Source organism: Enterobacter sp. 50793107, from assembly GCF_001463365.1.
GTDB lineage: Bacteria > Pseudomonadota > Gammaproteobacteria > Enterobacterales > Enterobacteriaceae > Enterobacter > Enterobacter cloacae.
In genome coordinates this window covers 43,116-56,383 of sequence record NZ_LNII01000103.1, presented here as the reverse complement: position 1 = coordinate 56,383, position 13,268 = coordinate 43,116, and the positions used below count along the sequence as shown (strand labels likewise).

Here is a 13,268-nt window from a genome sequence, read left to right as displayed (position 1 = left end):
GCCCAGCACCGCGCCGAGTTCACCGCAGACGGCAAACAGCGCAAACCACTCTGCACGGCTGCGTTGACCTTTAGTCTCGCTATGCGTACCCGCCCTGGCCAGCAGCGCTTCGATGGAGGGAGAGAACAACGCACCGCCAATGCCGGTCAGACAGGCGCCAAGGATGATGGGCCAGAGCGCGTGTCCAAATGCCAGCAGCAGATAACCCGCAACGCGGATGACGCAGCCGCAGAGGATAATGATTTTGGCACCAAAGCGGTCTGAGAGCGCACCGCCGACGATGAACATCCCCTGCTGCGAAAAGGTACGCAGCCCCAGAATCAGCCCGATAAGGCCGCCGGAAAGCAGCATGTCGTCGCGCAAAAAGATCGCCAGGAAGGGGACGACCGCGTAAAAACCGATGTTAAACACAAACTGGCTGCCCAGTAAGACGGGCGGCCAGAGCGTTGTGGCAGGGCGCAGGGGCATCATGTTACGGGCGCTTAAACGATAAAGTGAATGTGCTTTTTGCCATGGAACGGCGAGATCTCGATTTTGGTTTTGACCCGAAAAACGTCCCAGAGCAACGCCTCAGAGAGGATCTCCTGCGGCGTTCCGGTGGCCACGATTTGCCCCTGCTGCATCACAATCAGCGAATCGCAGAACATCGATGCATGGTTGAGATCGTGAATAGCCACAATGCTGGTCACCGGCAGGTCGCTTATCAGGTGCATCAGCTGCATCTGATGGTGAATGTCCAGGTGGTTGGTCGGTTCATCCAGCAAAACTTCTGTAGGCGTCTGCGCCAGCGCCCTGGCGATATGCACGCGCTGGCGCTCCCCGCCGGAGAGGCTCAGCCAGCCCTGATCGCTTTTTTCCAGCATATCCACGCGCTGCAGGGCGGCGGTAACGGTCTCGTCATCCTGCTTGCTCCAGTTCGAGAACGGGGAGTGATGCGGGATGCGACCAAGTTTGACGACATCGCGAACGCGCATATTGGCATCGGTCATGCCGTGCTGTTCAACGAAGGCCACCCGGCGCGCAAGCTGCTTTTTGGCGATGCGGGAAATGTCCTGACCGTCCAGCGTCACACAGCCCGCATCCGGGCGGCGCAGGCCAGCCAGAATGCGCAGAAGCGATGATTTACCGCAACCATTAGGGCCAAGCAGTCCTACCGTTTCACCGCGCGCCACCTTGAGCGACACGTTATTGACGATGACCTTTTTGCCTACCTTCCAGGTAATATTTTCAGCGCAGATACTCATTACTTATTCCTTGAGCGGTAGATGATCACGGCAAAGAACGGCACGCCAACCAGGGCGGTTACCACCCCGACGGGCAGACTTTGCGGGGCAATCAGCATGCGCGAGGCGATATCTGCCAGCACCATCAGGATCGCCCCCGCCAGTGCGCTGGCAATCAGCAGGGTTCGATGCAGAGGACCGAACAAGAAACGCATGACGTGCGGAACCACCAGCCCGACAAAGCCGATTGAGCCCGCCATGCTGACGATGGTTGCGGTGATCAATGCGGTGGTGGTAAAGAGCGCCAGGCGCACCCAGGGGACGGCAATCCCCAGCGAGGCCGCGGCGTCGTCACCAAAGGTAAAGGCATCCAGCGCCCGGGAATAGTAGAGGCAAATGGCTAACCCAATCAGCACCACAACCAGTGCCAGCTGGAATTCAGGCCAGCGTACACCGCTAAAGCTGCCCAGCAGCCAGAACATCACATCACGCGCCTGCTGCGCGCTGGCAGAGGTGCTGATGGTATAGGCGGTGATGGCGTTGAAGAGCTGAGAGGCAGCTACGCCCGCCAGAATGGTGCGCTCGTTGCCGCCGCGCGCGCCGTTGGTCAGAAAGGCGACAAACGCAAAGGCGGCGAATGCGCCAGCAAACGCGCCCGCAGAGAGCGACACCGCGCCGGTCCCCATCCCCAGCACCACGACGGAAACCGCGCCGGTGGACGCCCCCGCAGAGACGCCGAGCACGTAAGGTTCAGCCAGCGCGTTTTTCAGCAGGCTCTGCAAAACCGCGCCGCAGATAGCCAGCCCCGCACCGCAGCAGGCCGCCACCAGTGCGCGGCTCAGGCGAAAGTCCCAGATCACGCTCTCATAGATGCGGTTGAGCGGAACCGCGGTCAGCCCCAGCTTATTACCGATAGCATAAAAGACATTGGACAGCGGAATCGACAACTCTCCGACGCTTACGCCAAGGGCGATCACCAGAAACAACAGGACAATAGCCAGCAGAGCGGAAGTGGTCAGGAACAGGCCCTGTCGGGCCTGAAGTACAGCTGCCGTCATCAGTTCAGCCCCAGTTTTCTGAGCTGTTCGCCCACCTGTTCAGCGCCATAAATGGTACGGATCGTCGGGTTCATTGCCTGGCCGTCCATCACCACGATATGGCCTTTTTTGACGGCATCAAGCTGGCTGACGGCCGGATCGCTTTTCAGGAATTTGATTTTCTCTTCCGCGTTATCCAGCGCCCAGCGGTTACGGTCGAGGCTTGAGACCACAATCACGTCCGGGTTAGCGGCAATGATGCTTTCCCAGCCCACGGTTGGCCATTCGGCCTCGGCGGTGATGGCGTTATGGCCACCCAGTACGTCAGCGATAAAGCCTGAGGCGCTGTTTTTACCGCCCACGTAGGCATCAGCAGAAGGAGAGGCGCTTGAGAACCAGAACACAAAGGAGAGGTCTTTTTTGCTTTTGCCAAATTCTTTGCGCAGGTCTGCCTCACGTTTTTTGAAGCTGGCGATAACGGCCTGACCACGGTCTTCAACGTTGAAAATTTTGGCGAAATCTTCAATCTCTTTATAAAGGTATGTCATGTCCCACAGCTTCTGGCGGCTGCCGTACATATCGCCCGAGGCTTTTTTAGTGGCGCACATGCCCGGTGATAAATAGCTGTTCACGCCGACGGTAGCCAGATCCTCACGTTTTGCGACCTTACTTTCTGGCCCGAGCAGCAGCGGCAATTGTGCAGGAACAAAATCGGGGTTTTGCGCAAGGATAGATTCCAGCGTAGGAATTTCGACGGTGAGCGTTTTGATTTTGGCATTCTGTTCCGCCAGCTGCGGCAGCACTTTGGTCGGCCAGAAGGCGCTGGCCTTCACCTTATCTTCCAGGCCCAGCAGAAGCAAAATCTCAACGGTATTTTGACCAAGGGCCACGACGCGTTCCGGCGCTTTGGTGAAGGTCTCTTTATAACCGCAGTTTTCAATGGTCAGAGGATAAGTGGTTGCCAGAGCAGAACTGACCGACGCAACCGCCAGGCCTAACGCGCAGATGACCTTCTTCATTAAACGCTACCCTTCATTAAAGTTATTTTTGATGCAAATGAAACTCATTATTAAGGCGGAATTTTATACAGAGGAAAATATTGTGTGTCAATGAGGGACAATAACGCAGGGTGACAAAAGGCGGTGCCAGAAAGCACCGCCGGAATGCGCCTTAAATCAGGCTCTCTTTATCTATTCCAAGGCGCTTCATGCGCGACAGCAGGGTGGTGCGTTTTAACCCCAGACGCTGGGCTGCCCCTTTCGGCCCGGCCACCACGCCGTTGGTCTCTTTCAGTACGCGGACGATCAATTGATATTCATCTTCCCCGTCCTGGGCCACGTCGGTCGCGGAAGCGGGAGAGTCCGGCAGAGAAACCTCCGGCAGGGAGAGTTGCAGCACATTACCGCGCGTCAGCAGCACCGCACGCTCAATGACGTTTTCCAGCTCGCGCACGTTGCCGGGCCACTCCATCGAGGAAAGGGTGCGTAACGTCTCGGCGGGAATGCTGTCGATGTTGCGTCCCATGCGGCGGGCAATTTTGGCGGTAAACGCTTTGACCAGCAGCGGGATATCTTCCGGACGCTCGCGCAGGGGCGGCAGGCAAATCGGGAACACGTTCAGGCGATAGTAGAGGTCGCTGCGAAACTCGCGGTCGGCGACCATTTTTTTCAGATCGCGGTTGGTGGCGGCAATCAGCCGCACGTCGGTCTGAATCAGCTTATTGCTGCCAAGACGTTCGAACTCCTGTTCCTGCAGCACACGCAGCAGTTTAGGCTGTAGCTCCAGCGGCATATCGCCCACTTCGTCGAGGAACAGCGAGCTTTTATCTGCCAGTTCAAAACGGCCCAGTCGCTGGCTGCTGGCACCGGTAAACGCGCCGCGCTCATGGCCAAAGAGATCGCTTTCCAGCAGACCCGCAGGCATGGCGGCACAATTCATTTTCACCATCCGGCGGCTGTTGCGGTTGCTGAGATTGTGGATCGCGCGGGCAATCAACTCCTTACCCGTACCGGTTTCGCCCAGGATCAGCACTGTGCTGTCGCTTTGCGCGACCATCTCCACCTGTTTGAGCACGCTGTACATGGCGTCGCTGCGTCCAATGATTTCGCCAAACTCGCTGTCGACATTGTTAAGCTGTTCCGTCAGCGCCAGGTTTTCATCCACCAGCCGTTCTTTCAGACGGTGGATCTCCTGATACGCCAGCGCGTTATCCAGCGCGATGGAGATACGCTCGGCAATCTGACGCAGCAGCTTCAGGTTGGCGGTGGTGAACACCCCTTCCTCACACTGCGCCAGCTTCAGAACGCCCAGCATGGTGTTACCGGACATCAACGGCAGCAGGCACAGAGTCTGGATTTTGTTGCCCCAGATGTTAAACAGCATTCGCTCGTAAGGCGCCATCACATCCTGCTCGCTGAGATTGAGCAGCAGGATCTCCTTGCTTTTAAACACCCGTTCAGAAAGGGTTCCCGCTTCATCCACCTCGCTCTGCTCATGGGCCGGGTTCGCTTCGTCGAGATAGTGCGTGGAGTAGATGTTGAGCTTGCCCTTGCGATGGCCGCGCAAGGCAATGCTGATGGCGTCAATTTTGAAGTAGTGATGGATCTCCTTCGACACTTCGCTGACCAGCTCATCCATGTCGAGACGGGAGAGCACGGCGTTGGTGATTGCCACCAGAATGCGGAAGTTGTCACGCTCACGGCTCAGCAGGTCGTAATCCACATTATTGCTGACGCGGCTTTGGATCTGCTCGGCGACGACGGCCACTATCTGGGTGAAGGTGTGCAGACGCTCATATTCCGCCTCGCTCCATGGCTGGTCGGTATTACGGATAAACTCGCAGCCACCAAAAATGTGGCCTTCAACCGCCAGCGGCAGCAGGCTGTAATGACCAAACGGCTGATATAAGGCGCTCCGGGCCAGCATGGGCCACGCCTGACGGAACTCCTCAAAATTGCAGTGCAGCGCTTCCGGCCGGGAAAGAATACGGCGTATCGGCCCGTGAGCGAGATACGTTTCGTCTTCGTATTCAAACGCTTTTCCGTTTTCTCGTGTGGAGAAGTAGCTCGCACGATGGCTCCCGCTATGCCAGAGCACAATGGCGGCGCTGTCTGCCAGTGCAGATTGCCTGACCAGGCGCGTCAGGGCATCGCTCAGCGCACCCTGGTCGGGCTGCTGTAAAAGTGTTCGCGTAATGTCGAACAGACCCTGCTGTCCGAGATCGCTCATCGGTGTATACGGCATAGTGCTTTCCAGTAGAAACGGGCAAAAAAAAATTCCGTGCCGACCGCTTTTCACGCGGTTCTAGCAAATGCGGGGTAACGGTTCCGCGTGCGGCAGATCCAGCGTGCGCTTCACGCCATACAGTCCGGCCAGGCGCACCCCTTTGCGCTCAACCACCTCACCAATTATCGCGGCCTCTTTTCCTGACGGATGCGCCCGCAACTGTTCAAGTACGGTTTCGGCCGCGGCGCGCTCAACGCCTATCACCAGCTTGCCTTCATTAGCAAAATTGAGTGGATCCAACCCCAGCAGCTCGCACAGCCCGCGAACCGCAGGCTTGACGGGCAGGCTGCGCTCAATAAGTTCAATACCGCAGCCGCAGCAGGCCGCGAACTCATGCACCACGGCATTGACGCCGCCACGGGTGGCATCCCGCAGGGCTTTCACGCCGGGGATCGCCCGCAGCGTCTGGATAAGCGGGGTGAGCACCGCGCAGTCGCTGCGCAGTTCCCCGTCCAGCCCCAGCCCTTCGCGCAGGTTAAGGATGGTCGCCCCGTGACAGCCCAGCGTGCCGCTGACCAGCAGCACGTCGCCCACGGCCAGTTGCTGCGCGCCCCAGTGAATATCAGCAGGGATCGCCCCCATCCCGGCGGTGTTGATAAAGAGCTTATCCGCCGCGCCGCGCTGCACCACCTTGGTATCGCCGGTGACGATAGCAATCCCTGCCTCGCGCGCGGTGTGCGCCATGCTGCTGACCACCGCCGCGAGCGTCTCCATCGGCAAACCTTCTTCAAGGATAAATCCGCAGGAGAGGTAGCGCGGAATGGCACCACTGACGGCGACATCGTTCGCGGTACCGCAGACGGCCAGCTTGCCGATATCGCCGCCGGGGAAGAACAGCGGGTCGATCACATAGCTGTCGGTGGAGAAGGCCAGCCTGTCGCCCTGGGCGGTGAGGGAAGCGAGGTCAATGCGGGCCTGGTCTTCCTGCTCGGCGAGCCAGGGGTTATCAAAGGCCTCCATAAACAGCCGGTTTATCAGCTGCTGCATCGCCAGACCGCCGCTGCCGTGTGCCATTTCAACCGTGTTCATGCTTCACTCTCCTGGTTGCGGTACTGATACCACGCGGCACATGCCCCTTCGGAAGAGACCATCAGCGCGCCAAATGCCGTTTGCGGGTTACAGGTGTTGCCAAACAACGGGCAGTGGTGGGGTTTACATCTTCCGGTAAGGACCTCGCCGCAGCGGGCCTGGGGATCGTCGCAAACCTGTTGTGGCTGTGGGCGGAAATGCGTTTCTGCATCAAACGACCGGTAGGCTGGGGTCAGGCGTACGCCGGATTCAGCAATCAACCCCAGCCCGCGCCACTCGCTGTCGCCCTCAACGCTAAATACGTCAGCTATCGCCTGCTGCGCCCGTTCATTTCCGGCATCCGGCACCACGCGGCGGTACTGATTTTCCACCGCGCTCAGGGCTGCTATTTTCTGCTCAACCAGCATGGTGACGCCTTGCAGTAGATCAAGAGGTTCGAAACCAGCGACGACTAACGGGCGATGGTAATCGTCAGCGATAAAGCCGTAGGCCCGGGTACCGATCACCATGCTGACATGGCCCGGTGCCAGGAACGCGTCAATGCCGTTGTCCGGGGCGTCAAGCAGGCTGCGCAGCGTCGGAATAAGCGTAATGTGCTGACAAAAAAAGAAAAAATTGGTGACATCGCTGCGTTTTGCCTGCTGCAGCGTGATCGCCGTAGCGGGCATGGTGGTCTCAAAACCCAGCCCGAAAAATACCACCTTTCGGCTAGGGTTATCGGTTGCAAGCTTCAGGGCATCCATCGGCGAGTACACGATGCGCACATCCGCGCCGCGCGCTTTGGCCTGCAGCAGCGAGCCCTTTTTCCCCGGCACGCGCATCGCGTCGCCAAAGGTACAGAAAATGACGTCAGGCTGGCTGGCGATCTCAATACAGCTGTCGATGCGCCCCATGGGCAGCACGCAAACCGGGCAGCCCGGGCCGTGGATAAACTCTATGTTGTCCGGCAGCAGTTGATCGAGGCCAAATTTGAAAATGGCATGGGTGTGCCCGCCGCAGACTTCCATGATCCGCAGCGGCTTTTCCGCCGTGTGTTTCATCAGGGCGGCCCGCGTTTTCAGATGACCGATAAGCTGCATTACCTGCTCAGGTGCGCGGTATTCATCAACGTAACGCATAATTACCGTTCCTCGCCGTACAGCAGCGCGCCGACGTCCGGCTCCACATCGAACATGTTCTGCAGGGCATCCAGCGTGTCGCGCGCTTCCGCTTCATTAATCACGCTCATGGCAAACCCCACGTGTACCAGCACCCACTGACCAAGGCGCGAGACCCCCGTCTCATCGGTGCTGCCCACCAGCGTTAAATCGACGTCACGCAATATGCCGCAGACCTCCACTTTGGCCTGGTTTCCGTCAATGGAATGGATTTGTCCGGGTACGCCTATGCACATCGTTCACTCTCCAGCCAGTTTAGCCAGTGCGCCATGCCGTCGCCGCGCGTGGCGGAGACCAGCAGGATCGCAATGTCCGGGTTCACTTCACGGGCATAAGCCAGGCATTTATCCACGTCGAAATTCAGGTACGGCAGCAGGTCCACTTTGTTCAGCAGCATCAGCGACGCGGCGGCAAACATATGCGGATATTTGAGCGGCTTGTCTTCTCCTTCGGTCACCGAGAGGACCGCCACTTTATGCCGCTCCCCGAGATCGAAGCTGGCCGGGCAGACCAGATTGCCGACGTTTTCGATAAACAGAATGCCGTTATCTGCCAGTGGCAGACGCGGCGCGGCATCGGCAATCATCTGCGCATCCAGATGGCAGCCTTTACCGGTATTGACCTGAATCGCCGGGGTGCCGGTTTCACGAATACGGGCGGCATCGTTGACCGTTTGCTGATCGCCTTCGATCACCGCGCAGGAGACGCGTTCGTTCAGGCGTTTGAGCGTTTCTGTCAGCAGCGTGGTTTTGCCGGAGCCGGGGCTGGAGACGAGGTTGAGCACCAGCTGTTGACGTGCGGCAAACCGGGCGCGGTTGCGGGCGGCGATCTGGTTGTTTTTATCGAGTACGTTGATTTCTACGTTCAGCATCTGGCGCTGGCTCATGCCCGGCGCATGGGTACCCGCCTCGCCGTGGCCGTAATGAAGATCGCCCATATCGGAGCGTTGAGGCGCAAAGCGAATCCCGGTGAGTGCCGCTGCCGGACGCGGTGCGGGGGTAAAAGGGGCGGAGCGAAACGCGGAGTGAGGACGGTGTTCATCCCCTTCGATATACAGGTTGCCTTCGGCGCAACCGCAGGTACTACACATACTTTACTCCTTCTCGATTGCAAGGCGTTGGATCTGCATCCCGTCATCCGCCACGATGCGAAGGCCGGTGTGCTGACACTGTGGGCAGCGCTGGACCTTCGACGACAGCAGGGTGACGTACTGCTGACACTGCTCGCACCAGCACTCCGCCTGTTGCTCTTCAATATGAAGTTCGCAGCCTTCCGCCAGCGTGCCGCGGCACACCAGCTCAAAACAGAAGGTGAGGGCGCTGGTTTCGACGCAGGAAAAGGCCCCGACCTTCAGCCAGACGCCGGTCACGCGCGTCGCGTGGTTTTGCGCTGCCTGCTGTTCGATGAGTTCCAGTGCCCGCTGGCAGAGGGTGATTTCGTGCATGACGCCTCCTTAATGAATTGCCCCGTTAATGCAATAACAATGCCAGCCTGGTTTTGGTTAGGGGGTGACGATGTCAACGCTGTCGAAATGACACGTCGACACCCTCACGTTGACAGCCTGTTTTGAATTAAATCCATTAAATATCAAAGCATTAAAAACTGGCATGGAATCTGCTTAACAGCCGCTATCTCCATTAACCGGATACCTTCTATGACTATTTGGGAAATTAGCGAAAAAGCGGATTACATCGCGCAGCGTCACCAGCAGTTACAGGACCAGTGGCACCTTTACTGCAACTCACTGGTCCAGGGGATCACCCTCTCCAAAGCCCGTCTTCACCACGCCATGAGCTGTGCGGCGCAGGGGGATATGCGCTTTGTTTTGTTCGGCCATTTCACGATTTACGTCACCCTGGCCGACACCTTCAACAGCCACACCATTGAGTACTACGTCGAGACAAAAGAGGGTGAAAAACAGTGTATTGCGAAGGCGCAACTGATGGCCGACGGCATGGTTGACGGTCACGTCAGCAACCGCGATCGCCAGCAGGTGCTGGAGCACTATCTGGAAAAAATCGCGCCGGTTTATAACGGTCTGTACACCGCCGTTGAACACGATCTCCCGGTCAACCTGAAGCAGCTGATGGATGAACACGCCTCAGCGGACGTGGCCTGATCATCACGTGTCGAGAAGTGTCGACATGACAGTTTTTCGTCAAAAATGACTATCACCAGAGGATGACCCGGTGAACCGTTTTGTAATTGCTGACTCGACGGTCTGTATTGGCTGTCGAACCTGTGAGGCGGCCTGTTCGGAAACGCACCGCCTGCACGGGCTCCAGTCCATGCCGCGCCTGCGCGTCATGCGTAATGAAAAAGAGTCTGCCCCGCAGCTCTGCCACCACTGTGAAGATGCGCCGTGCGCAGGTGTCTGCCCGGTGAATGCCATCACCCGCGTTGACGGCGCGGTACAGCTGAACGAAAGCCTGTGCGTGAGCTGCAAGCTGTGCGGCATAGCCTGCCCGTTCGGTGCGATTGAATTTTCCGGCAGCCGTCCGCTGCATATTCCGGCGAATGCCAACACCCCAAAAGCGCCACCTGCTCCCCCGGCTCCGGCACGTGTCAGTACGCTGCTTGACTGGGTGCCCGGCGTGCGTGCGGTGGCGGTGAAGTGCGACCTGTGCAGCTTCGATGAGCAGGGCCCGGCCTGCGTGCGCACCTGCCCGACCAAAGCGCTGATTCTGGTCAACATTAGCGATATTGCCCGCACCAGCAAACGCAAGCGCGAGCTGACCATTAATACCGACGTCGGCGATCTTTCTCTGCTTCAGGCGCTTAACGAGGGGGCGAAATGAACGCGATATCTATGATTAACAGCGCCGTGGCGTACTTTGCCGCCGCTGCTGTGCTGGCGTGGCTCCTGTCATTCCATAAAACCCTGAGCGGCTGGATCGCCGGTATCGGCGGGGCGGTGGGCAGCCTGATGACGCTGGCAGCAGGTACGGCAGTGTTACTCAGCGGCCAGACCGCCGAAGCAATGATTCCGATCGTCCGTCATACCGTTCAGCTCACGCCGCTGAACGCCATCTGGCTGGTGACCTTTGGCCTGTGCGGGGTGTTTATCAGCCTGTTCAATATTGACTGGCACCGCCATCAGCACACCCGCGCGAATGGTCTGCTGGTTAACCTGCTGCTGGCGTCGGCGGTCTGCACCGTCATTGCCAGCAACCTCGGCGCGCTGGTGGTGATGGCGGAGATCATGGCGCTCTGCGGCGTATTCCTGACGGGATGTAGCGCCTCCAGCAAGCTGTGGTTTGCGCTCGGTCGCCTCGGCACGCTGCTGCTGGCGCTGGCCTGCTGGCTAGTGTGGCAACGTTTCGGCACGCTCGACTTCGCAGCGCTTAACGGTCAGCCGCTGGGAAATGACGTCTGGCTGCTGGGCGTGGTGGGCTTTGGCCTGCTGGCCGGGATCATCCCTCTGCACGGCTGGGTGCCGCAGGCGCACGCGAATGCCTCTGCACCCGCTGCCGCGCTGTTTTCCACCGTGGTGATGAAAGTCGGTCTGTTCGGCATTCTGACGATCACCCTGACTGGCGGCCAGCCGCCGCTGTGGTGGGGTGTCGCGCTGCTTATCGCAGGTATGGTTACCGCCTTTGTCGGCGGGCTGTATGCGCTGATGGAGCACAACATTCAGCGTCTGCTGGCGTACCACACCCTGGAAAATATCGGCATTATCCTGCTCGGCATCGGCGCAGGCGTGACCGGGCTGGCACTTAATCAACCGGCGCTGATTGCCGCCGGGTTTATCGGGGGGCTGTATCACCTCGTTAACCACAGCCTGTTTAAAAGCACCCTGTTCCTGGGCGCGGGCAGCGTCTGGTTCCGTACCGGTCATCGAGATATCGAAAAACTCGGCGGCATCGGCAAAAAGATGCCGGTGATTTCTCTCGCCATGCTGGTCGGGCTGATGGCGATGGCCGCGTTGCCGCCGCTGAACGGCTTTGCGGGAGAGTGGGTGATCTACCAGTCCTTCTTCGCGCTCGGTCAGAGCGATGCCTTTATCGCCCGACTGCTCGGCCCGCTGCTGGCGGTTGGGCTGGCGATAACCGGGGCGCTGGCGGTGATGTGTATGGCAAAAGTCTACGGCGTCACCTTCCTCGGCGCACCGCGCACCCGCGAAGCGGAAAACGCCTGCTGCGCCCCGGTACTGATGTGTGCCAGCGTGGTCGCGCTGGCGCTGTGCTGCATCGCGGGCGGGGTCGCCGCCCCATGGCTGCTGCCGCTGCTGGATAACGCCATTCCACTGCCGCTGACCACCGCCCATACCACCGTCTCCCAGCCGATGATGGCGCTGCTGCTGGTTGCCGCACCGCTGCTGCCGTTTGTGCTGATGCTGTTCTTCAGGCGCGACCGACTCCCCTCCCGCTCGCGCGGCGCGGCCTGGGCCTGCGGCTACGAACACGAACAATCGATGGTCATCACCGCCCACGGTTTTGCCATGCCGGTGAAAGAGAACTTCGCTGCCGTGCTGAAGCTGCGCCACTGGCTGAACCCGGTGGGATGGATGCCGGGCTGGCAGAGCGCCGCCGTTCCTGCGCTGTTCCGCCGTCTGGCGCTGATCGAGCTGGCGGTGCTGGTGGTCATTGTGATTTCACGAGGAGCCTGACATGAGTCTGTTACTGGCAATACTTCAGGCGCTGGTGCTGTTCGCCGTTGCGCCACTGCTGTCGGGCATCACGCGCGTGGCGCGCGCCCGGATGCACAACCGTCGCGGGCCTGGCGTGCTCCAGGAGTACCGCGATCTCTTCAAGCTGCTCTCCCGCCAGAGCGTGGCGCCGGATGCCGCAGGCTGGGTCTTCCGCCTGACGCCGTTCGTGATGGTCGGCGTGATGCTGACCATCGCCACCGCGCTGCCGGTGGTGACGGTGGGCTCGCCGCTGCCTGCACTTGGGGATCTGATTACGCTGATTTACCTCTTTGCCATTGCCCGCTTCTTCTTTGCTATTGCGGGCCTGGATACCGGCAGCCCGTTTACCGGTATCGGCGCCAGCCGCGAGGCGATGCTGGGCGTGCTGGTCGAACCGATCCTGCTGCTGGGGCTATGGGTGGCCGCGCAGGTCGCGGGTTCCACCCATATCAGCTTTATCACCCACACCGTTTACCACTGGCCGGTGTCACGTACCCTCCCGCTAGTGCTGGCCCTTTGCGCCTGCGCGTTCGCCACCTTTATTGAGATGGGCAAACTGCCGTTTGACCTCGCAGAAGCCGAGCAGGAGTTGCAGGAAGGGCCGCTCACCGAATACAGCGGCTACGGCTTTGCGGTGCTTAAGTGGGGCATCAGCCTTAAGCAGCTGGTGGTCCTGCAGATGTTTGTTGGCGTCTTCTTCCCGTGGGGGCAGATGACGCACTTCTCCGCTGGGGGACTGTTATTGGCCGTGGTGGTTGCCGCGCTCAAGCTGCTGGTCGGCGTGCTGGTGATTGCCCTGTTTGAAAACAGCATGGCGCGTCTGCGCTTTGTCGCGACCTCGCGCATCACCTGGGCCGGTTTTGGTTTTGCATTTTTAGCGTTCGTCTCCTTGCTGGTGGCGTGATTA

General features: G+C 59.3%; 14 protein-coding genes. 4 read left to right on the top strand and 10 right to left on the bottom strand.

What is annotated here, in order from left to right; genetic code table 11:
• The 10 genes from APU11_RS14815 to hypA all read right to left on the bottom strand — a co-directional run.
• On the bottom strand, positions 1 to 468 hold a 468-nt coding region (locus APU11_RS14815), incomplete at its 3' end, for an MFS transporter (protein ID WP_114078539.1).
• A 14-nt stretch (positions 469 to 482) separates the two neighbouring features.
• Complete coding sequence (locus tag APU11_RS14810) at positions 483 to 1,244, bottom strand: ABC transporter ATP-binding protein (protein WP_047352297.1); 762 nt, start codon at positions 1,242 to 1,244, stop codon at positions 483 to 485.
• Positions 1,244 to 2,281 (bottom strand): iron ABC transporter permease, encoded by a 1,038-nt coding sequence (locus APU11_RS14805; protein WP_013098478.1) that lies wholly within the window; start codon positions 2,279 to 2,281, stop codon positions 1,244 to 1,246. Before APU11_RS14805 ends, APU11_RS14810 begins: the two co-directional genes overlap by 1 nt.
• Positions 2,281 to 3,279, bottom strand: a complete 999-nt coding sequence (locus APU11_RS14800; RefSeq protein WP_013098477.1) for an ABC transporter substrate-binding protein — start codon at positions 3,277 to 3,279, stop codon at positions 2,281 to 2,283. Before APU11_RS14800 ends, APU11_RS14805 begins: the two co-directional genes overlap by 1 nt.
• 151 nt (positions 3,280 to 3,430) lie before the next feature.
• Complete coding sequence (flhA, locus tag APU11_RS14795) at positions 3,431 to 5,503, bottom strand: formate hydrogenlyase transcriptional activator FlhA (protein ID WP_058650456.1); 2,073 nt, start codon at positions 5,501 to 5,503, stop codon at positions 3,431 to 3,433.
• Between the two features lie 60 nt (positions 5,504 to 5,563).
• Positions 5,564 to 6,574: a hydrogenase expression/formation protein HypE gene (gene hypE, locus APU11_RS14790; RefSeq protein WP_058650457.1), complete on the bottom strand. Its 1,011-nt coding sequence runs from the start codon at positions 6,572 to 6,574 to the stop codon at positions 5,564 to 5,566.
• Positions 6,571 to 7,692 (bottom strand): hydrogenase formation protein HypD, encoded by a 1,122-nt coding sequence (gene hypD, locus APU11_RS14785; RefSeq protein WP_058650458.1) that lies wholly within the window; start codon positions 7,690 to 7,692, stop codon positions 6,571 to 6,573. Before hypD ends, hypE begins: the two co-directional genes overlap by 4 nt.
• A 2-nt stretch (positions 7,693 to 7,694) precedes the next feature.
• A complete protein-coding gene (locus tag APU11_RS14780) occupies positions 7,695 to 7,967 on the bottom strand; it encodes a HypC/HybG/HupF family hydrogenase formation chaperone (protein WP_020689280.1) in 273 nt (90 codons plus the stop codon).
• Positions 7,958 to 8,821 (bottom strand): hydrogenase nickel incorporation protein HypB, encoded by an 864-nt coding sequence (hypB, locus tag APU11_RS14775; RefSeq protein WP_020689279.1) that lies wholly within the window; start codon positions 8,819 to 8,821, stop codon positions 7,958 to 7,960. Before hypB ends, APU11_RS14780 begins: the two co-directional genes overlap by 10 nt.
• A 3-nt stretch (positions 8,822 to 8,824) precedes the next feature.
• Positions 8,825 to 9,175, bottom strand: coding sequence for a hydrogenase maturation nickel metallochaperone HypA (hypA, locus tag APU11_RS14770; RefSeq protein WP_058650459.1), 351 nt, complete (start codon positions 9,173 to 9,175; stop codon positions 8,825 to 8,827).
• Between the two features lie 210 nt (positions 9,176 to 9,385).
• On the opposite strand from hypA, the gene hycA reads away from it, so the two are divergent.
• The 4 genes from hycA to APU11_RS14750 all read left to right on the top strand — a co-directional run bounded on the left by hycA (position 9,386) and on the right by APU11_RS14750 (position 13,265).
• Positions 9,386 to 9,850 carry a formate hydrogenlyase regulator HycA gene (hycA, locus tag APU11_RS14765; RefSeq protein WP_013098469.1) on the top strand — a complete coding sequence of 155 codons (465 nt, stop codon included), beginning with the start codon at positions 9,386 to 9,388 and terminating at the stop codon, positions 9,848 to 9,850.
• Between the two features lie 70 nt (positions 9,851 to 9,920).
• A complete protein-coding gene (locus APU11_RS14760; protein ID WP_040023600.1) occupies positions 9,921 to 10,529 on the top strand; it encodes a 4Fe-4S dicluster domain-containing protein in 609 nt (202 codons plus the stop codon).
• The gene (hycC, locus tag APU11_RS14755) at positions 10,526 to 12,340 is read left to right on the top strand and encodes a formate hydrogenlyase subunit 3 (protein WP_058650460.1); all 1,815 of its coding nucleotides are present in this window, start codon (positions 10,526 to 10,528) and stop codon (positions 12,338 to 12,340) included. Before APU11_RS14760 ends, hycC begins: the two co-directional genes overlap by 4 nt.
• A gap of 1 nt (position 12,341) precedes the next feature.
• Positions 12,342 to 13,265 carry a respiratory chain complex I subunit 1 family protein gene (locus APU11_RS14750; RefSeq protein ID WP_058650461.1) on the top strand — a complete coding sequence of 308 codons (924 nt, stop codon included), beginning with the start codon at positions 12,342 to 12,344 and terminating at the stop codon, positions 13,263 to 13,265.
• Positions 13,266 to 13,268 lie beyond the last annotated feature (3 nt).